This is a genomic window from Streptomyces sp. NPDC050856 (assembly GCF_040653855.1).
In the GTDB taxonomy this organism is placed as follows: Bacteria; Actinomycetota; Actinomycetes; order Streptomycetales; family Streptomycetaceae; genus Streptomyces.
The window spans coordinates 74,804-94,566 of the sequence record NZ_JBFAGV010000024.1; the positions used below are offsets into that span (position 1 = coordinate 74,804).

Consider the following 19,763-nt stretch of genomic DNA (forward strand, 5'->3'; position numbering starts at 1 on the left):
GTGAGCCACAGCCCGTTGCTCGTCCTGATCGGACCCATGGGATCCGGCAAGTCCACCGTCGGCGCACTCCTCGCCGAACGGCTCGGCTGCGCCTACCGGGACACCGACGCCGACATCGTCGCCGCCGAGGGACGCGAGATCTCGGACATCTTCGTCGAGGACGGCGAGGACCGCTTCCGGGAGCTGGAACGCGCCGCCGTACGGGCCGCCGTCGCCGAGCACCCGGGTGTCCTCGCCCTCGGCGGCGGCGCCGTCCTCGACGCCGGTACCCGCGCGCTGCTCGCCGGGCTGCCCGTGGTCTACCTCTCGATGGAGGTGGACGAGGCCGTCCGGCGCGTCGGCCTCAACACCGCCCGCCCGTTGCTGGCCGTCAACCCGCGCCGCCAGTGGCGCGAGCTGATGGAGGCCCGGCGCCACCTGTACACCGAAGTCGCCCGGGTGGTCGTGGCCACCGACGACAGGACCCCCGAAGAGGTCGCCGAGGCGGTCCTCGACGCACTGGAGCTGAAGAAGTGACTGACCAGGCAGTGACCCGTATCCAGGTCGGCGGCACGGCGGGCACCGACCCGTACGAGGTGCTGGTGGGCCGGCAGCTGCTCGGCGAGCTCGCCGGCCTGCTCGGACCCTCGGCCAAGCGCGTCGCCGTGATCCACCCCGAGGCGCTCGCCGAGACCGGTGAGGCACTGCGCGCCGACCTCGCCGGCCAGGGGTACGAGGCGGTCGCCATCCAGGTGCCCAACGCCGAGGAGGCCAAGACCGCCGAAGTCGCCGCCTACTGCTGGAAGGCGCTCGGCCAGACCGGCTTCACCCGCAGCGACGTCATCGTCGGCGTCGGCGGCGGCGCCACCACCGACCTGGCCGGGTTCGTGGCGGCCACCTGGCTGCGCGGGGTGCGCTGGATCGCCGTACCCACCACCGTGCTCGCCATGGTCGACGCGGCCGTCGGCGGCAAGACCGGCATCAACACCGCCGAGGGCAAGAACCTCGTCGGCGCCTTCCACCCGCCCGCCGGGGTCCTCTGCGACCTCGCCGCGCTGGACTCGCTGCCGGTCCACGACTACGTCAGCGGGATGGCCGAGATCATCAAGGCCGGTTTCATCGCCGACCCGGCCATCCTCGACCTGGTCGAGGCCGACCCGCAGGGCGCGCGGACCCCCGCCGGCCCGCACACCCGCGAACTGATCGAACGCTCCATCCGGGTCAAGGCCGACGTGGTCTCCGCCGACCTGAAGGAATCCGGACTGCGCGAGATCCTCAACTACGGCCACACCCTCGCGCACGCCATCGAGAAGAACGAGCGCTACAAGTGGCGTCACGGCGCCGCCGTCTCCGTGGGCATGGTCTTCGCCGCCGAACTGGGCCGGCTCGCCGGACGCCTCGACGACGCCACCGCCGACCGGCACCGCACCGTCCTGGAGTCCGTCGGCCTGCCACTGACCTACCGGGGCGACCAGTGGCCCAAGCTCCTGGAGACCATGAGGGTCGACAAGAAGTCCCGCGGCGACCTGCTGCGCTTCATCGTCCTCGACGGCCTCGCCCGGCCCACCGTGCTCGAGGGCCCCGACCCCGCGGTGCTCGTCGCCGCCTACGGGGAGGTCGCCGCGTGACCCGGCGCGTCCTCGTCCTGAACGGCCCCAACCTCGGCCGGCTCGGCTCCCGGGAGCCCGACGTGTACGGCGCCACCACCTACGCCGGACTGGTCGACGCGTGCCGCACGCTCGGCGACGAACTCGGCCTGGACGTCGAGGTGCGCGAGACCAACGACGAGGGGGAACTGGTCCGCTGGCTCCACGAGGCGGCGGACGGCTCCCTCCCGGTCGTCCTCAACCCGGGCGCCTTCACCCACTACTCGTACGCCATGCGGGACGCCGCCGCCCAGCGCACCGCCCCGCTCGTCGAAGTGCACATCTCCAACCCCTACGCCCGCGAGGAATTCCGCCACACCTCGGTCGTCGCCGCGGTCGCCAGCGGCACCGTCGCGGGCTTCGGCATCGGCTCCTACCGGCTCGCCCTGCGCGCCCTCGCCGAAGAGCTGGACGGCTGACCCCGGCCACCCCGCACCCCCGGCCCTCCCCGGCCGTTCCCGAACTGCCCACCGGGGAGGGTACGGTTCGGTAACGGGCGACCCGAACGGGCGCCCGACAGCGTCAGTCGCACGAGACGGAGTGGCACCGGATGCAGCACGCAGTGGGGGCTCCGCTGCCGCAGCCCCACCGACCGGGGCACGCAGCGGCCGGGTGGACGAACCAGGCCCCTCATCCACCCCACCCCCAGCCCGCCGCACCCGGCTGGGCAGGGCCCGCGCCCCACCACGCGCCCCCGCCGCCCTCCCGCGACACCACCGGCCACATGCAGCTGCCGCCCGGCGCACCGGTCACCGCGCCGGTCCCGCCACCCGCCGACCACACCACCGGCACCGGCACCGGCACCGGCAACGCGACCCTCGCCGTCCTGCTGATCGGGCCCGCCGGCGCCGGCAAGACCACCGTCGCCCGGTACTGGGCCTCGCACCGCCGCGTACCCACCGCCCACATCAGCCTGGACGACGTACGCGAATGGGTCTGCGCCGGATTCGCCGACCCCAGGTCCGGCTGGAACGACCAGTCCGAGGCGCAGTACCGCCTGGCCCGCCGCACCTGCGGCTTCGCCGCCCGCAACTTCCTCGCCAACGGCATCTCCTGCATCCTCGACGACGCCGTCTTCCCCGACCGCCCGGTCGTCGGCCTCGGGGGCTGGAAACGCCACGTCGGCCCGGGACTGCTCCCCGTCGTCCTGCTGCCCGGCCTGGAGATCGTCCTCGAGCGCAACGCCGAGCGCAGCGGAAACCGCAGGCTCTCCGACGAGGAAGTCGCCGGCATCCACGGCCGGATGGCCGGCTGGTACGGCTCCGGCCTGCCGATCATCGACAACTCCACCTACGACGTGGAGACCACCGCCCGCGTCCTCGACGACGTCCTGGCCCGCGCCATCGCCAGCCCACCGGCCTTCTGAGGTCGGGGCTCGGTTCGCCTCCGGGACGCTGCGAGCCGGTGCCGGCGGTCGATCGTGCTCGGTCGCTCGTTCCTCACGACCTCCGCGTGTTCTCCCTTCCGGTGCCGACGCGCCCCTTCGGCCCACTCGCCGGGCCCCGGTGCGAGCCGGCGTGGGGAGGGCGGCCCGGGTGAGCCGGGACGGTCGGCACGGCCGGGCAGGCGCGGGGTGCCCGCGGGGTGCGGGCCGCGCGGACACGTCCGGACCCGCTCGAACTGCCGGGTGGCCCGGCCGCTCGTACGCTCGAAACATGTCAGAGGTGTACGCGGACCGCCGCGAACGGCTGCGCGACCGGTGCGCGGTGGCCGGTGCCGCCGCGGCCCTGGTCTCCGGACCGGCCAACGTCCGCTACCTCGCCGGCGGCTCCCCGGCCGGCGCGGTCCTGCTGATCGGTGCCGGACCGGACGTACTGCTGTGTCCCCGCGCACCCTCCGGCGACCTCTCCGAAGGCCGCGTCGACGAGCGGCTGCGGCTGGTGGTCCTCCCGGAGCGGGGAGGTGATCCGGTCGTCGCCGCCGCCGGGTTCGCCCGCGAGGCCGGTGCGGACGCGCTCGCCGTCGAGGAACACCACCTGAGCGTCGCCCGCTACCGGGCGATGGAGTCGGTCGCCGCCGGCCTGCGCCTCGCCGACCTGGGCGCCGCCGTCGAGCAGGAACGCGTCGTCAAGGACGAGGACGAGATCACCTGCCTCCGTATCGCGGCCGAGATCACCGACCAGGCGCTCGGCGAGCTCCTGGAGTCGATCCTCGTCGGGCGCACCGAGCGGCACCTCGCGCTGGAGCTGGAACGGCGGCTGGTCGACCACGGGGCGGACGGGCCCGCCTTCCCGACCTCCGTCGCCACCGGGCCCCACTCCGGGCGGGGCGGCCACCGGCCCTCCGACCGGCGCGTGGAGGAGGGGGATTTCCTCTCCGTCTGCCTGGGCGCCAACTACCGCGGATACCGCTGCGAGATCGGCCGCACCTTCGTCATCGGGACCGCTCCGGCGGACTGGCAGATCGAGCTGTACGACCTGGTCTTCGCCGCTCAGCGGGCCGCCCGCGAGGCGCTGACCCCCGGCACGGCCTACCGCGACGTGGACCACGCGGCCCGCCACATCCTCCACTCGGCCGGATACGGCGAGGGCCTGGCGCCCTTCCTGGGCCACGGGGTGGGGCTGGAAATCCAGGAGGACCCGGAGCTGGCACCCGCCGCCATGGGTAAACTGGACGCTTGTGTGCCGGTCACCGTCGAACCGGGGGTCCACCTCCCGGGTCGGGGCGGCGTCCGGATCGATGACACGCTCGTCGTACGCCAGGAGGCGGACGGCGGACCCGAGCTACTCACCATCACGACCAAGGAGCTGCTCGCGCTGTAGGCGCGTCAAGCACCACGCCTCGGTCGTCCACCAGCGTCAGTCCAGGAGATTCCGCAACCGTGGCTTCCACGAACGACCTCAAGAACGGCATGGTGCTCAAGCTCGACGGAGGCCAGCTCTGGTCCGTCGTCGAGTTCCAGCACGTCAAGCCCGGCAAGGGCCCGGCCTTCGTGCGCACCAAGCTCAAGAACGTGCTCTCCGGCAAGGTCGTCGACAAGACCTTCAACGCCGGCGTGAAGGTCGAGACGGCCACCGTCGACCGCCGCGACATGCAGTTCTCGTACATGGACGGCGAGTACTACGTCTTCATGGACATGCAGACGTACGACCAGCTCATGATCGACCGCAAGACGGTCGGCGACGCCGCCAACTACCTCATCGAGGGCTTCACCGCCAGCGTCGCGCAGCACGAGGGCGAGGTGCTCTACGTCGAGCTCCCGGCCGCCGTCGAGCTGACCATCCAGGAGACCGAGCCCGGTGTCCAGGGCGACCGCTCCACCGGTGGCACCAAGCCCGCCACCCTGGAGACCGGCTACACCATCCAGGTGCCGCTCTTCATCACCACCGGCGAGAAGATCAAGGTCGACACCCGTTCCGGCGACTACCTCGGCCGGGTGAACAGCTAACCGTGGCTGCCCGCAACAAGGCCCGCAAGCGCGCCTTCCAGATCCTTTTCGAGGCCGACCAGCGCGGTGCGCCCGTGCAGCAGGTCCTCGCGGACTGGGTCCGGCACGCCCGGTCCGACGACCGGCAGCCGCCGGTCAACGAGTACACGATGGAGCTGGTCGAGGGGTACGCGCAGTACGCGGGCCGCATCGACGACCTCATCTCCACCTACGCGGTCGGCTGGACGCTCGACCGGATGCCGGTCGTCGACCGGAACATCCTGCGGCTCGGCGCCTACGAGCTGGTGTGGGTGGACGGCACTCCGGACGCGGTGGTGATCGACGAGGCGGTGCAGCTCGCCAAGGAGTTCTCGACCGACGAGTCCCCGTCGTTCGTCAACGGGCTCCTGGGCCGCTTCAAGGACCTCAAGCCCAGCCTCCGCCGGGACTGAGCCGGGCGCGGGGCCGCTCCGGGCTCCCCACCCAGCCGGTACCTCTGCGAAGGGCCCGCAGCGCCTCGTGCGCGGCGGGCCCTTCGGCGTACCCGAGCCGGGAGGACGCGTACCCGAGCCGGGAGGGCGCGCGAAAGACCGCCGGGTGCGGCGGAACGCCCGAAGGCTTCCGCCGCACCCGGCGGCAACGTTTCTGCTGGAGGGTGGGCCCTCAGGGCGCGAATGCCCCTCAGGCCTCTTCGTGGGCCACCGCACGCCGGGCGTCCGCGTCCAGCACGCCCCAGCTGATGAGCTGCTCGGTCAGCACCGAGGGCGACTGGTCGTAGATGACCGCGAGCGTGCGCAGGTCGTCCTGGCGGATGGACAGCACCTTGCCGTTGTAGTCACCGCGCTGCGACTGGATCGTCGCGGCGTAGCGCTGCAGCGGGCCCGCCTTCTCCGCGGGAACGTGAGCCAGGCGCTCCAGGTCCAGGACGAGCTTCGGCGGCGGCTCGGCGGCCCCGCCCGGCGTGGTGCCCGGCAACAGCTCCTGAACCGGGACGCCGTAGAAGTCGGCCAGCTCGGCCAGGCGCTGCACGGTCACGGCACGGTCGCCGCGCTCGTACGAGCCGACCACAACGGCCTTCCAGCGACCCTGGGACTTCTCCTCCACCCCGTGGAGGGAGAGGCCCTGCTGGGTGCGGATGGCGCGGAGCTTGGCCCCGAGCTGTTTTGCGTATTCGCTGGACATATAGCTCCCGGGACGAAGACTGGTAACTCACTGTGAGGTTACGCAGCGTTACTTGGCTGCGTCAAGCCGAACGGTCCGTACCGACCCTCTTCGGTGGGCGGGTGGCGGAGCGGGTCCCCGGCCCTGGTAGGGTGGATGGCGCAATTCCGACGTCCTTTAAGGTCCGTCCCGTGAGGCGGAGAAGGAGGTCCGTTTCCTATGGACACCAGCCAGCAGTCCGATGCGGCACGCCCCGTTCTCGAGGCTCCCGACATCGCCCGGGTACTGACCCGGATCGCCCACGAGATCGTCGAGCGCGCCAAGGGCGCCGACGACGTGGTTCTCCTCGGCATTCCCACGCGCGGCGTCTTCCTCGCCCGCCGGCTCGCCGACAAGCTCGAGCAGATCACCGGCCGCGCCATCCCCGTCGGCTCGCTCGACATCACCATGTACCGCGACGACCTGCGGATGCGCCCCGCCCGCGCCCTGGCCCGCACCGAGATCCCCGGTGACGGCGTCGACGGCCGTCTGGTCGTCCTCGTCGACGACGTGCTCTTCTCCGGCCGCACCATCCGCGCCGCCCTCGACGCGCTCGGCGACATCGGCCGGCCGCGCGCCGTCCAGCTCGCCGTCCTGGTCGACCGGGGCCACCGCGAGCTCCCCATCCGCGCCGACTACGTCGGCAAGAACCTCCCCACGTCGCTGCGGGAGACGGTCAAGGTCCAGCTCGCCGAGGAGGACGGTCGCGACACCGTGCTGCTCGGGGTGCGGGAGACCACCCCGGCCGGCGAGCGTTAGCGCACCTCCGTACGGCACCGATCGCCCCGTCCGTACGGCGGTCGCGCCGCACGCCCGCGTGCCTGCCGGGCCCCTCCGGGGGCACCCCCGGACCCCAGACCTCCACACACCCGGAGAACCCCCCGATGATGCGCCACCTCATCTCGGCCGCAGACCTCACCCGCGACGACGCCGTCCTCATTCTCGACACCGCCGAGGAGATGGCCCGGGTCGCCGACCGGCCGATCAAGAAGCTGCCCACCCTGCGCGGCCGCACCGTCGTCAACCTCTTCTTCGAGGACTCGACCCGCACCCGGATCTCCTTCGAAGCGGCCGAGAAGCGACTGTCCGCCGACGTCATCAACTTCACCGCCAAGGGCTCCTCGGTCTCCAAGGGCGAGTCCCTCAAGGACACCGCCCAGACCCTGGAGGCCATGGGCGTCGACGCCGTCGTCATCCGGCACGGCGCCTCCGGCGCCCCGTACCGGCTGGCCACCTCCGGCTGGATCGACGCCACCGTCATCAACGCGGGCGACGGCACCCACCAGCACCCCACCCAGGCCCTCCTCGACGCCTTCACCATGCGCCGCCGCCTGGTCGGCCGGGACGCCGGCATCGGCCAGGACCTGGCCGGCAAGCGCATCACCCTCGTGGGCGACGTCCTGCACAGCCGGGTCGCCCGCTCCAACGTCGACCTGCTGCACACCCTCGGCGCCCAGGTCACCCTCGTCGCCCCGCCCACCCTGCTGCCGATCGGCGTCGGGAGCTGGCCCGCCGACGTCGCCTACGACCTGGACGGCGTGCTGCCCAAGTCGGACGCGGTGATGATGCTGCGCGTCCAGCGCGAGCGGATGAACGCCGCCTTCTTCCCCACCGAGCGCGAGTACTCCCGGCGCTACGGGCTGGACGCCGAGCGCATGGCCAAGATGCCGGAACACGCCATCGTCATGCACCCCGGACCCATGGTCCGCGGCATGGAGATCACCGCCGAGGTCGCCGACTCCGACCGCTGCACCGTGGTCGAACAGGTCGCCAACGGCGTCTCCATCCGGATGGCCGTCCTGTACCTGCTGCTGGGCGGCAACGAGCCCGCCGCCACCCACCCCCGTACCGAGGAGAAGTAAGACCCATGAGCAAGATCCTGATCCGTGGTGCGAAGGTGCTCGGCGGCGAGGCCCGGGACGTCCTGATCGACGGGGAGACCGTCGCGGCGGTCGGCACCGGCCTGGGCGCCGAGGGCGCCACCGTCGTCGAGGCCGAGGGGCAGATCCTGCTGCCCGGCCTGGTCGACCTCCACACCCACCTGCGCGAGCCCGGCCGGGAGGACTCCGAGACCGTCCTCACCGGCACCAGGGCCGCCGCCGTCGGCGGCTTCACCGCCGTCCACGCCATGGCCAACACCTTCCCGGTCGCCGACACCGCCGGTGTGGTCGAGCAGGTCTGGCGGCTCGGCCGGCAGTCCGGCTACTGCGACGTCCAGCCCGTCGGCGCCGTGACCGTCGGCCTGGAGGGCAAGCAGCTCGCCGAGCTGGGCGCCATGCACGACTCCGCCGCCGGGGTGAAGGTGTTCTCCGACGACGGCAAGTGCGTGGACGACGCGGTGATCATGCGCCGCGCGCTGGAGTACGTGAAGGCGTTCGACGGCGTCGTCGCCCAGCACGCCCAGGAGCCCCGCCTCACCGAGGGCGCCCAGATGAACGAGGGCGTCGTCTCCGCCGAGCTGGGACTGGGCGGCTGGCCCGCCGTCGCCGAGGAGTCGATCATCGCCCGGGACGTCCTGCTCGCCGCGCACGTCGGCTCCCGGGTGCACATCTGCCACCTGTCCACCGCCGGCTCGGTGGAGATCGTCCGCTGGGCCAAGTCCAAGGGCTGGGACGTCACCGCCGAGGTCACCCCGCACCACCTGCTGCTGACCGACGAACTGGTGCGCACCTACGACCCGGTCTACAAGGTCAACCCGCCGCTGCGCACCGAGGCCGACGTCATGGCCCTGCGCGAGGCGCTCGCCGACGGCACCATCGACTGCGTCGCCACCGACCACGCCCCGCACCCGCACGAGGACAAGGACTGCGAGTGGGCCGCGGCCGCCATGGGCATGGTGGGCCTGGAGACCGCGCTGTCGGTCGTGCAGCAGACGATGGTCGAGACCGGCCTGCTCGACTGGGCCGGCGTCGCCGACCGGATGTCCTTCCGCCCGGCGCACATCGGCCGCCTCGACGGCCACGGCCGGCCCGTCTCGGCAGGCGAACCGGCCAACCTGACCCTGGTCGATCCGGCATACCGTGGAGTGGTGGACCCCGCGGGCTTCGCCTCCCGCAGCCGCAACACCCCCTACCGGGGCCGTGAGCTGCCGGGTCGCGTCACCCACACCTTCCTGCGGGGCCGGGCGACGGTCGTGGACGGGAAGCTGGCGTGACAACTCTGATCGAACTCGCAGCCGAACCGAAGTCGGCGGAGGTGACCGACTGGGCCGCGCGGCTCGGCTGGGTCGCCGGACTGGTGCTCTTCATCGCCTTCGTCTACTGGCTGATGCGCCAGGGATGGACCTGGCGCGGCAACCTCCAGTCCGACCTGCCGGAGCTGCCCGCCGTACCGGAGGAACCGGGACGGGCGGGACTGACCCTCAGCGGGCGGTACCACGGATCCACCACCGCCGGGCAGTGGCTCGACCGGATCGTGGCCCACGGCCTCGGCGCCCGCAGCCGCGCCGAGCTGACGCTCAGCGACGCCGGCCTGGCGGTCGTACGCCCCGGGGCGAACGACTTCTTCATCCCGGCCGACCGGCTCCGCGGGGCCCGGCTCGACAAGGGCATCGCCGGCAAGGTCCTCGCCGAGGGCGGTCTGCTGATCGTCACCTGGGCGCACGGCGACAAGCTGCTCGACTCGGGCTTCCGCTCCGACCGGGCGGCCGAGCACACCGCCTGGGTCGAGGCCATCAACTCCTTGAACCAGACACGTACGACGACACACACGACGGAAGGCACCGCGCGATGACGACCTCCACCCGGGGAACCAGGGTTCCCGCCGTACTCGTCCTGGAGGACGGCCGCACCTTCCGCGGCCGTGCCTACGGGGCCGTGGGGGAGACCTTCGGCGAGGCGGTGTTCTCCACCGGCATGACCGGCTACCAGGAAACCCTCACCGACCCGTCGTACCACCGCCAGGTCGTCGTGATGACCGCCCCCCACGTCGGCAACACCGGCGTGAACGACGAGGACCCCGAGTCCCGGAAGATCTGGGTCTCCGGCTACGTCGTACGCGACCCCGCCCGCGTCCCGTCGAACTGGCGCTCCCGCCGCACCCTGGACGACGAGCTCGCCGCGCAGGGCGTCGTCGGCATCAGCGGCATCGACACCCGGGCGCTCACCCGCCACCTGCGCGAGCGCGGCGCCATGCGCGTCGGCATCTTCTCCGGCGAGGCGATCGCCGACGGGGCGGCCCTGCTGGCCAAGGTGAAGGCCGCCCCGCAGATGACGGGGGCCGACCTGGCCGCCGAGGTCGCCACCGAGGAGCCGTACGTCGTCCCGGCCATCGGCGAGAAGAAGTACACCGTCGCCGCCGTCGACCTGGGCATCAAGGGCATGACCCCGCACCGGATGGCCGAGCGCGGCATCGAGGTGCACGTCCTGCCCGCGACCGCCACCGCGGAGGACGTCTTCGCCGTCGGCCCCGACGGCGTGTTCTTCTCCAACGGCCCCGGCGACCCCGCCACCGCCGACGGCCCCGTCTCCGTCATGCGGGCCGTCCTGGAGCGCCGCACACCGCTGTTCGGCATCTGCTTCGGCAACCAGATCCTGGGCCGCGCGCTCGGCTTCGGCACGTACAAGCTGAAGTACGGCCACCGCGGCATCAACCAGCCCGTGCAGGACCGTACGACCGGCAAGGTCGAGGTCACCGCGCACAACCACGGCTTCGCCGTCGACGCCCCCCTGGACAAGGTGTCCGACACCCCCTTCGGCCGCGCCGAGGTCTCCCACGTCTGCCTCAACGACAACGTGGTGGAGGGCCTCCAGCTGCTCGACCAGCCGGCCTTCAGCGTCCAGTACCACCCCGAGGCGGCCGCCGGCCCGCACGACGCCGCGTACCTCTTCGACCGCTTCGTATCCCTGATGGAGGCCGAGCGTGCCTAAGCGCACCGATATCCAGTCCGTCCTGGTCATCGGCTCCGGCCCGATCGTCATCGGCCAGGCCGCCGAGTTCGACTACTCAGGCACCCAGGCCTGCCGGGTCCTCAAGTCCGAGGGCCTGCGCGTCATCCTGGTCAACTCCAACCCGGCGACGATCATGACGGACCCGGAGATCGCCGACGCCACCTACGTCGAGCCGATCACCCCGGAGTTCGTGGAGAAGATCATCGCCAAGGAGCGCCCCGACGCGCTCCTGCCCACCCTCGGCGGCCAGACCGCGCTCAACACCGCCATCTCCATGCACGAGCAGGGTGTGCTGGAGAAGTACGGCGTGGAGCTCATCGGCGCCAACGTCGAGGCCATCCACAAGGGCGAGGACCGCGACCTGTTCAAGGGCGTCGTGGAGGCCGTCCGCGCCAAGATCGGGCACGGCGAGTCCGCCCGTTCGGTGATCTGCCACTCCATGGACGACGTCCTCAAGGGCGTCGAGACGCTCGGCGGATACCCCGTCGTCGTCCGCCCCTCCTTCACCATGGGCGGCGCCGGCTCCGGCTTCGCCCACGACGAGGAGGAGCTGCGCCGCATCGCCGGCCAGGGCCTCACGCTCTCCCCGACCACGGAGGTGCTCCTGGAGGAGTCCATCCTCGGCTGGAAGGAGTACGAGCTGGAGCTGATGCGCGACAGGAACGACAACGTCGTGGTCGTCTGCTCCATCGAGAACTTCGACCCGATGGGCGTGCACACCGGTGACTCGATCACCGTCGCCCCGGCGATGACGCTGACCGACCGCGAGTACCAGATCCTCCGCGACGTCGGCATCGCGATCATCCGCGAGGTCGGCGTCGACACCGGCGGCTGCAACATCCAGTTCGCGGTCAACCCCGAGGACGGCCGGGTCATCGTCATCGAGATGAACCCGCGCGTCTCCCGCTCCTCGGCGCTCGCGTCCAAGGCCACTGGATTCCCCATCGCGAAGATCGCCGCCCGGCTCGCTGTCGGTTACACGCTGGACGAGATCCCCAACGACATCACGGAGAAGACCCCGGCGTCCTTCGAGCCCACGCTCGACTACGTGGTGGTCAAGGCTCCGCGGTTCGCGTTCGAGAAGTTCCCGTCCGCCGACTCCACGCTCACCACCACCATGAAGTCGGTCGGCGAGGCGATGGCCATCGGCCGGAACTTCACCGAGGCCCTGCAGAAGGCGCTGCGCTCGCTGGAGAAGAAGGGCAGCCAGTTCGCCTTCACCGGTGAGCCCGGCGACAAGGCGACCCTGCTCCAAGAGGCCGTCCGCCCCACCGACGGGCGCGTCAACACCGTCATGCAGGCCATCCGCGCCGGCGCCACCCGGGAGGAGGTCTTCGACTTCACGAAGATCGACCCGTGGTTCGTCGACCAGCTCTTCCTGATCAAGGAGATCGCCGACGACCTGGCCGCCGCCGAGCGCCTGGACGCCGACCTGCTGGCCGAGGCCAAGCGCCACGGCTTCTCGGACGCCCAGATCGCCGGGATCCGCGGCCTGCGCGAGGACGTCGTCCGCGAGGTCCGCCACGCCCTCGGGGTCCGCCCGGTCTACAAGACGGTCGACACCTGCGCCGCCGAGTTCGCCGCCAGGACCCCGTACTTCTACTCCTCCTACGACGAGGAGAGCGAGGTCGCTCCGCGCGACAAGCCCGCCGTGATCATCCTGGGCTCCGGGCCCAACCGCATCGGCCAGGGCATCGAGTTCGACTACTCCTGCGTCCACGCCTCCTTCGCGCTCAGCGAGGCCGGCTACGAGACCGTGATGGTCAACTGCAACCCCGAGACCGTCTCCACCGACTACGACACCTCCGACCGGCTGTACTTCGAGCCGCTCACCCTGGAGGACGTACTGGAGATCGTCCACGCCGAGGCGCAGGCCGGTCCCATCGCGGGCGTCGTCGTCCAGCTCGGCGGCCAGACCCCGCTCGGCCTCGCCCAGGCGCTCAAGGACAACGGCGTCCCGGTCGTCGGCACCCCGCCGGAGGCCATCCACGCCGCCGAGGACCGCGGCGCCTTCGGCCGGGTGCTCGCCGAGGCCGGCCTGCCCGCCCCCAAGCACGGCACCGCGACCACCTTCGCCGGCGCCAAGGCCATCGCCGACGAGATCGGCTACCCCGTCCTCGTCCGCCCGTCGTACGTGCTCGGCGGACGCGGCATGGAGATCGTGTACGACGAGGCGCGCCTGGAGGCGTACATCGCCGAGTCCACCGAGATCTCGCCGGACCGGCCGGTCCTGGTCGACCGCTTCCTCGACGACGCCATCGAGATCGACGTCGACGCGCTCTACGACGGCGAGGAGCTGTACCTCGGCGGCGTCATGGAGCACATCGAGGAGGCCGGCATCCACTCCGGCGACTCGGCGTGCGCCCTGCCCCCGATCACCCTCGGCGGCTTCGACATCAAGCGCCTGCGCGCCTCCACCGAGGCGATCGCCAGGGGCGTGGGGGTCCGCGGCCTGATCAACATCCAGTTCGCGATGGCCGGCGACATCCTGTACGTCCTGGAGGCCAACCCGCGCGCCTCCCGCACCGTCCCCTTCACCTCCAAGGCCACCGCGGTACCGCTCGCCAAGGCCGCCGCCCGGATCTCGCTCGGCGCGACCATCTCCGAGCTGCGCGAGGAGGGCCTGCTGCCCAGGAACGGCGACGGCGGCACCCTGCCGCTGGACGCGCCGATCTCCGTCAAGGAGGCCGTGATGCCCTGGAGCCGCTTCCGCGACGTCCACGGCCGCGGTGTGGACACCGTCCTCGGCCCGGAGATGCGCTCCACGGGCGAGGTCATGGGCATCGACGCCGTCTTCGGCACCGCGTACGCCAAGTCGCAGGCCGGCGCCTACGGCCCGCTGCCCACCAAGGGCCGCGCCTTCATCTCGGTCGCCAACCGCGACAAGCGCTCGATGATCTTCCCGGCCAGGGAGCTGGTCGCGCACGGTTTCGAGCTGCTCGCCACCTCCGGCACGGCCGAGGTGCTCAAGCGCAACGGCATCAACGCCACGGTGGTGCGCAAGCAGTCCGAGGGCGAGGGGCCGGACGGTGAGAGGACCATCGTCGGCCTCATCCACGACGGCGAGGTCGACCTCATCGTCAACACCCCCTACGGCACCGGCGGGCGTCTCGACGGCTACGAGATCCGTACGGCGGCCGTGTCGCGCGGCGTCCCGTGCCTGACGACCGTCCAGGCGCTGGCCGCCGCGGTCCAGGGCATCGACGCCCTCAACCACGGCGGGGTGGGCGTCCGCTCCCTCCAGGAACACGCACAGCACCTGATCGCGGCCCGCGAGGACTAGCAGCCACCCACGAGGGGGACACCACACCGGTGTCCCCCTCTTCATGAGGACACCCATGTACAAGTTCTTCTTCACCGTCGTCTTCCAGCGCATGGACCCCGAGCGGGCCCACCACCTGGCCTTCCGCTGGATCCGCCTGATCGCCCGGGTGCCCGTGCTGCGCACGTTCGTCGCCGCCGTACTCGCCCCGCGCCACGAGGAGCTGCGCACGGAGGCGCTGGGTCTGCGCATGCACGGCCCGTTCGGCCTCGCGGCCGGCTTCGACAAGAACGCCCTGGCCATCGACGGCATGGCGATGCTGGGCTTCGACCACGTCGAGATCGGCACGGTCACCGGCGAGGCCCAGCCCGGCAACCCAAGGAAGCGGCTCTTCCGCCTCGTGCCGGACCGCGCCCTGATCAACCGCATGGGCTTCAACAACGAGGGCTCCGCGGCCGTCGCGGACCGGCTGCGCGCCCGCGTGCCAGCCTTCCGCACGGTCGTCGGCGTCAACATCGGCAAGACCAAGGTCGTCCCGGAGGCCGAGGCCGCCGCCGACTATGTGAAGTCCACCGAGCGGCTGGCCGCTCACGCCGACTACCTGGTCGTCAACGTCTCCTCGCCGAACACCCCCGGCCTGCGCAACCTCCAGGCCACGGAGTCCCTGAGGCCCCTCCTGACGGCCGTGCGCGAGGCCGCCGACCGTACGGTCACCGACCGCCGCGTCCCCCTCCTGGTCAAGATCGCGCCCGACCTGGCCGACGAGGACGTCGACGCGGTCGCCGACCTGGCCGTCGAGCTCGGTCTGGACGGCATCATCGCCACCAACACCACCATCGCCCGCGAGGGCCTGAAGTCCCCGGCCGCCCTGGTCCGGGAGACCGGTGGCCTGTCCGGGGCGCCGCTGAAGCAGCGCTCCCTGGAGGTGCTGCGCCGCCTCTACGCCCGCGTGGGCGACCGCATCACCCTCGTCGGCGTCGGCGGCATCGAGAACGCCGAGGACGCCTGGCAGCGCATCCTCGCCGGCGCCACCCTGATCCAGGGCTACAGCGCCTTCGTCTACGAGGGCCCCTGCTACGCCCGCGCGATCCACAAGGGCCTCGCCGCCCGGCTGAACGCCTCCCCGTACGCCACCCTCGCCGAGGCCGTCGGCGCCGACACCCGGAAGGCCACCGCGTGAGCCCGCTCGAACCGTTCGGTGCCCGTCTGCGCCGTGCCATGGACGCCCGTGGCCCGCTCTGCGTCGGCATCGACCCGCACACCTCCCTGCTGTCCGACTGGGGCCTGAACGACGACGTCCAGGGCCTGGAGGCGTTCACCGGGACGGTCGTGGACGCGCTCGCCGACCGGGTCGCCGTCTTCAAGCCGCAGAGCGCCTTCTTCGAGCGCTTCGGCTCGCGGGGCGTCGCCGTCCTGGAGAAGGCCGTCGCCGACCTGCGGGACGCGGGCGCGCTGGTCGTCATGGACGCCAAGCGCGGCGACATCGGCTCCACCATGGCGGCGTACGCCGAGACGTACCTGCGCGAGGGCTCCCCGCTGTTCTCCGACGCGCTCACCGTCTCCCCGTACCTCGGCTACGGCTCGCTGAAGCCGGCCGTCGACCTGGCGCGCGAGAGCGGCGCCGGCCTGTTCGTCCTGGCGCTCACCTCCAACCCGGAGGGCGCCGAGGTCCAGCGGGCACGGCGCGAGGACGGCCGCAGCGTCGGCGCCACCATGCTGGCCCACCTCGCCGAGGACAACACGGGCGCGGCCCCGATGGGCTCCTTCGGCGCGGTCGTCGGCGCCACGCTGGGCGACCTGTCCTCGTACGACCTGGACATCAACGGACCGCTGCTCGCGCCCGGCATCGGCGCGCAGGGTGCCACCCCGGCCGACCTGCCGGCCGTCTTCGGCGCGGCGGTGCGCAACGTGGTGCCGAGCGTCAGCCGGGGCGTGCTGCGGCACGGCCCGGACACGCCGGCGCTGCGCGAGTCGGCGCTGCGGTACGCGGACGAGGTACGGGCCGCGGTCGGCGGCTGACCGAACGGCGGCTGGTCCGTCGGCCCGCGGTGGCCCGGCGGCCGGCGCGGGAGGCGGCGGCGTCCGGAACCGTCCCGGTCACCGGCCGCGCTGGGGACCGACCCGGGGACCGGCGACGGCCGGTCCGGCCGCCGCCGCGCACCCGCCGGTGAACCCGCCGTCACCTGCTGGTGACGGCGGGTTCACCCTTCACCCGGTGTGACGTCCCTCACGTGTTGGCCGCCCGCCGTGCCCCGGGTGGCGTTTCGGAGCCGAAACCCAGTTGTTTTGTCCTAAATGCCGGGGTGGATCGATGCTGACCAGGACTTTTCGTCTGTTCTCGCTGACTCCGGCGGCCATGGCCGCTAGTCTCCGTCGCAGAGCCAACGTGCGTTGCGTTGCTCGTTGCTCCCCTGGTGTGGGCCGTACAGGGCCCACACCGGTCCGTATCCGACAGTTCGACATCCGAGGTGACGTAGGCGTGGCTCTTCCGCCCCTTACCCCTGAACAGCGCGCAGCCGCGCTCGAAAAGGCCGCCGCGGCTCGCCGGGAGCGGGCCGAGGTCAAGAATCGACTCAAGCACTCCGGTGCCTCCCTCCACGACGTCATCCAGCAGGGTCAGAAGAACGACGTCATCGGCAAGATGAAGGTCTCCGCCCTGCTGGAGTCCCTGCCGGGCGTGGGCAAGGTCCGGGCCAAGCAGATCATGGAGCGGCTGGGCATCTCCGAGAGCCGCCGGGTGCGCGGCCTCGGGTCCAACCAGATCGCGTCCCTGGAGCGGGAGTTCCCCAGCGCCGGAGCCTGACGTCCTGGGCACTCCGTAAAGCTGGAATAATCGCCCCATGGCTGCAACATCCCGGGGGACGACCCTCCCCCTCGCTTCACTGGGGGAAGCCCCAGAGCCCCCGGACGTACGTCCGCGGCTGACCGTGCTCTCCGGCCCCTCGGGGGTCGGCAAGAGCACGGTCGTCGCGCATATGCGCACGGTCCACCCCGAGGTCTGGCTGTCGGTGTCCGCCACGACCCGCAAGCCGCGCCCCGGCGAGCGGGACGGTGTGCAGTACCACTTCGTCGGCGACGACGAGTTCGACAAGCTGATCGCCAACGGCGAGCTGCTGGAGTGGGCTGAGTTCGCGGGCAACCGCTACGGCACGCCCCGCCGTGCCGTGCTGGAGCGGCTGGAGGCGGGGGAGCCCGTCCTGCTGGAGATCGACCTCCAGGGCGCACGCCTGGTCCGCGAGTCGATGCCGGAGGCCCAGCTGGTCTTCCTCGCGCCGCCGAGCTGGGACGAACTGGTCCGCCGGCTGACCGGGCGCGGCACCGAGCCGCCGGAGGTCATCGAGCGCCGGCTCGCGGCCGCGAGGATCGAGCTCGCCGCCGAGTCGGAGTTCGACACCACCCTGGTCAACACCTCCGTCGAGGACGTGGCGCGCGAGCTGCTAGCCTTGATGCAAGTTGCATGATCTTTGTCCACTTTTTCGGAAGGTAGAGCGTGTCCTCTTCCATCACCGCGCCCGAGGGCATCATCAACCCGCCGATCGACGAGCTGCTCGAGGCCACTGACTCGAAGTACAGCCTCGTGATCTACGCGGCCAAGCGTGCGCGGCAGATCAACGCGTACTACTCGCAGCTCGGTGAGGGCCTGCTTGAGTACGTCGGCCCGCTGGTGGACACCCACGTCCACGAGAAGCCGCTCTCGATCGCTCTGCGGGAGATCAACGCGGGTCTGCTGACCTCCGAGGCCATCGAGGGCCCGGCTCAGTAAACGCGCTTCAGCACGTCATTCGCAGGCCCGGCGGGACTTCCGCCGGGCCTGTGGTGTGTGATGGGTAGTCGTACGAATCTGCAGAGCGGGAGACGCGCGTGCACAAGCCGAAGGTGGTCCTGGGCGTCAGTGGCGGCATCGCCGCCTACAAGGCGTGCGAGCTGCTGCGGCGGCTGACCGAGTCGGGCCATGACGTACGGGTGGTGCCGACCGCCTCGGCGCTGCACTTCGTGGGCGCCGCCACCTGGTCCGCCCTGTCCGGGAACCCGGTCTCGACCGAGGTCTGGTCGGACGTCCAGGAAGTGCCGCATGTCCGCATCGGACAGGAGGCCGAGCTGGTGGTGGTCGCCCCCGCCACCGCCGACCTGCTGGCCAGGGCGGCCCACGGCCTCGCCGACGACCTGCTCACCAACACCCTGCTCACCGCCCGGTGCCCGGTGGTCTTCGCGCCCGCGATGCACACCGAGATGTGGGAGCACCCCGCCACCCAGGAGAACGTCGCCACCCTGCGGCGCCGCGGCGCCGTGGTCGTCGAGCCGGCCGTCGGCCGCCTGACCGGCGTGGACACCGGCAAGGGCCGGCTGCCGGACCCCGGCGAGATCTTCGAGGTCTGCCGCCGGGTGCTGGCGCGCGGCGCCGCCGCCCCCGACCTCGCCGGCCGCCACGTGGTGGTCAGCGCCGGCGGTACGCGTGAGCCGCTGGACCCGGTGCGCTACCTGGGGAACCGTTCCTCCGGGAAGCAGGGGTACGCGCTGGCCCGTACCGCGGCGGCCCGGGGCGCCCGGGTCACGCTGATCGAGGCCAATACCGGCATGCCCGATCCGGCCGGCGTCGACGTCGTCCATGTGCGCACCGCGGTGCAGCTGCGGGAGGCCGTGCTCAAGGCGGCGGCGGACGCGGACGCCGTGGTGATGGCCGCGGCGGTGGCGGACTTCCGGCCCGCCGCGTACACCGAGAGCAAGATCAAGAAGCGGGACGGCGAGGAGCCGGCCCCCGTCGCGCTGGTCCGCAACCCCGACATCCTGGCCGAGATCGCCGCGGAGCGGGCCCGTCCGGACCAAGTCGTCGTGGGTTTCGCCGCGGAAACCCACGATGTTTTGGCCAATGGTTGGCAGAAGCTCCGCCGCAAGGGCTGCGACCTCCTGGTGGTGAACGAGGTGGGCGAGCGCAAGACCTTCGGCTCGGAGGAGAACGAAGCCGTGGTCCTGGCGTCGGACGGGGCCGAGACGCCGGTGCCCCACGGGCCCAAGGAGGCCTTGGCGGACACCGTCTGGGACCTCGTCGCTCCCCGGCTGCGCTGAGGTGCGGCCGGGGCCCGGCACTCCCGGTTCCGCCCCGGCACGTGGACGAAACCCCAAGAAATGGGGTGTATCAATGGTTCGGCGGGGCCGGGCTCCGTATGGTGGTGGCTGCTTCCGTGGCCAATCCGACTCCCACGTTGCGAGACACCTGGTCCGGCCGCCGAGAGTGCCCGATAAACTGTCCTCGGAACGACGCGGGGCGCAGCCCCCTGCCGGTCCGCAAATGATCAGCCAGCAGCCGCTGCAAACACAGGGAGCGTTGTGTCCCGTCGTCTTTTCACCTCGGAGTCGGTGACCGAGGGTCACCCCGACAAGATCGCTGATCAGATCAGCGACACGATTCTCGACGCGTTGCT

At 71.7% G+C, this 19,763-nt stretch carries 21 protein-coding genes; 20 read left to right on the forward strand and 1 reads right to left on the reverse strand.

The window, feature by feature from the left end:
• The 7 genes from AB0H53_RS21185 (at window position 1) to nusB (ending at window position 5,444) form a co-directional block, all read left to right on the forward strand.
• Window positions 1–516 (forward strand): shikimate kinase, encoded by a 516-nt coding sequence (locus tag AB0H53_RS21185; RefSeq protein WP_362115383.1) that lies wholly within the window; start codon window positions 1–3, stop codon window positions 514–516.
• On the forward strand, window positions 513–1,607 hold the full coding sequence (gene aroB / locus AB0H53_RS21190) for a 3-dehydroquinate synthase (RefSeq protein WP_362115386.1): 1,095 nt from the start codon (window positions 513–515) through the stop codon (window positions 1,605–1,607). Before AB0H53_RS21185 ends, aroB begins: the two co-directional genes overlap by 4 nt.
• On the forward strand, window positions 1,604–2,044 hold the full coding sequence (gene aroQ / locus AB0H53_RS21195) for a type II 3-dehydroquinate dehydratase (protein ID WP_362115389.1): 441 nt from the start codon (window positions 1,604–1,606) through the stop codon (window positions 2,042–2,044). Before aroB ends, aroQ begins: the two co-directional genes overlap by 4 nt.
• Window positions 2,045–2,175: 131 nt before the next feature.
• On the forward strand, window positions 2,176–2,991 hold the full coding sequence (locus AB0H53_RS21200; RefSeq protein ID WP_362115392.1) for a Pro-rich N-terminal domain-containing protein: 816 nt from the start codon (window positions 2,176–2,178) through the stop codon (window positions 2,989–2,991).
• Window positions 2,992–3,280: 289 nt separating this feature from the next.
• Complete coding sequence (locus AB0H53_RS21205) at window positions 3,281–4,387, forward strand: aminopeptidase P family protein (protein WP_362115394.1); 1,107 nt, start codon at window positions 3,281–3,283, stop codon at window positions 4,385–4,387.
• Window positions 4,388–4,446: 59 nt separating this feature from the next.
• Window positions 4,447–5,013 carry an elongation factor P gene (efp, locus tag AB0H53_RS21210; protein ID WP_362115397.1) on the forward strand — a complete coding sequence of 189 codons (567 nt, stop codon included), beginning with the start codon at window positions 4,447–4,449 and terminating at the stop codon, window positions 5,011–5,013.
• Window positions 5,014–5,015: 2 nt separating this feature from the next.
• Window positions 5,016–5,444, forward strand: coding sequence for a transcription antitermination factor NusB (nusB, locus tag AB0H53_RS21215; RefSeq protein WP_362115400.1), 429 nt, complete (start codon window positions 5,016–5,018; stop codon window positions 5,442–5,444).
• Between the two features lie 229 nt (window positions 5,445–5,673).
• Here nusB and bldD read toward each other — a convergent pair whose 3' ends face one another.
• Window positions 5,674–6,174 (reverse strand): transcriptional regulator BldD, encoded by a 501-nt coding sequence (gene bldD, locus AB0H53_RS21220; protein ID WP_064068023.1) that lies wholly within the window; start codon window positions 6,172–6,174, stop codon window positions 5,674–5,676.
• 198 nt (window positions 6,175–6,372) lie between these two features.
• Here bldD and pyrR point away from each other — a divergent pair, with 198 nt between their 5' ends.
• The 13 genes from pyrR to AB0H53_RS21285 form a co-directional block, all read left to right on the forward strand.
• A complete protein-coding gene (gene pyrR, locus AB0H53_RS21225) occupies window positions 6,373–6,951 on the forward strand; it encodes a bifunctional pyr operon transcriptional regulator/uracil phosphoribosyltransferase PyrR (protein WP_362115403.1) in 579 nt (192 codons plus the stop codon).
• Window positions 6,952–7,076: 125 nt separating this feature from the next.
• Window positions 7,077–8,054 (forward strand): aspartate carbamoyltransferase catalytic subunit, encoded by a 978-nt coding sequence (locus AB0H53_RS21230; RefSeq protein ID WP_362115406.1) that lies wholly within the window; start codon window positions 7,077–7,079, stop codon window positions 8,052–8,054.
• Window positions 8,055–8,059: 5 nt separating this feature from the next.
• Entirely contained in the window at window positions 8,060–9,346 is a 1,287-nt protein-coding gene (locus tag AB0H53_RS21235; protein ID WP_362115409.1) for a dihydroorotase, read from the forward strand.
• Complete coding sequence (locus AB0H53_RS21240; protein WP_362115412.1) at window positions 9,343–9,924, forward strand: hypothetical protein; 582 nt, start codon at window positions 9,343–9,345, stop codon at window positions 9,922–9,924. Before AB0H53_RS21235 ends, AB0H53_RS21240 begins: the two co-directional genes overlap by 4 nt.
• Window positions 9,921–11,060, forward strand: a complete 1,140-nt coding sequence (gene carA, locus AB0H53_RS21245) for a glutamine-hydrolyzing carbamoyl-phosphate synthase small subunit (RefSeq protein ID WP_362115415.1) — start codon at window positions 9,921–9,923, stop codon at window positions 11,058–11,060. Before AB0H53_RS21240 ends, carA begins: the two co-directional genes overlap by 4 nt.
• Window positions 11,053–14,364: a carbamoyl-phosphate synthase large subunit gene (gene carB / locus AB0H53_RS21250; RefSeq protein WP_362115418.1), complete on the forward strand. Its 3,312-nt coding sequence runs from the start codon at window positions 11,053–11,055 to the stop codon at window positions 14,362–14,364. The genes carA and carB overlap by 8 nt, the downstream gene beginning before the upstream one ends.
• Window positions 14,365–14,419: 55 nt before the next feature.
• Entirely contained in the window at window positions 14,420–15,523 is a 1,104-nt protein-coding gene (locus AB0H53_RS21255) for a quinone-dependent dihydroorotate dehydrogenase (RefSeq protein ID WP_362115442.1), read from the forward strand.
• The gene (gene pyrF, locus AB0H53_RS21260) at window positions 15,520–16,362 is read left to right on the forward strand and encodes an orotidine-5'-phosphate decarboxylase (protein WP_362115421.1); all 843 of its coding nucleotides are present in this window, start codon (window positions 15,520–15,522) and stop codon (window positions 16,360–16,362) included. The genes AB0H53_RS21255 and pyrF overlap by 4 nt, the downstream gene beginning before the upstream one ends.
• Window positions 16,363–16,822: 460 nt before the next feature.
• Window positions 16,823–17,146, forward strand: coding sequence for an integration host factor (locus tag AB0H53_RS21265; protein ID WP_362115424.1), 324 nt, complete (start codon window positions 16,823–16,825; stop codon window positions 17,144–17,146).
• 37 nt (window positions 17,147–17,183) lie between these two features.
• Window positions 17,184–17,804: a guanylate kinase gene (gene gmk / locus AB0H53_RS21270; RefSeq protein ID WP_362115427.1), complete on the forward strand. Its 621-nt coding sequence runs from the start codon at window positions 17,184–17,186 to the stop codon at window positions 17,802–17,804.
• Between the two features lie 29 nt (window positions 17,805–17,833).
• Window positions 17,834–18,106 carry a DNA-directed RNA polymerase subunit omega gene (rpoZ, locus tag AB0H53_RS21275; RefSeq protein WP_005319902.1) on the forward strand — a complete coding sequence of 91 codons (273 nt, stop codon included), beginning with the start codon at window positions 17,834–17,836 and terminating at the stop codon, window positions 18,104–18,106.
• 98 nt (window positions 18,107–18,204) lie between these two features.
• The gene (gene coaBC, locus AB0H53_RS21280) at window positions 18,205–19,407 is read left to right on the forward strand and encodes a bifunctional phosphopantothenoylcysteine decarboxylase/phosphopantothenate--cysteine ligase CoaBC (RefSeq protein WP_362115430.1); all 1,203 of its coding nucleotides are present in this window, start codon (window positions 18,205–18,207) and stop codon (window positions 19,405–19,407) included.
• Between the two features lie 261 nt (window positions 19,408–19,668).
• The coding region (locus tag AB0H53_RS21285; RefSeq protein ID WP_352332740.1) for an S-adenosylmethionine synthetase N-terminal domain-containing protein at window positions 19,669–19,763 on the forward strand (95 nt) is incomplete at its 3' end.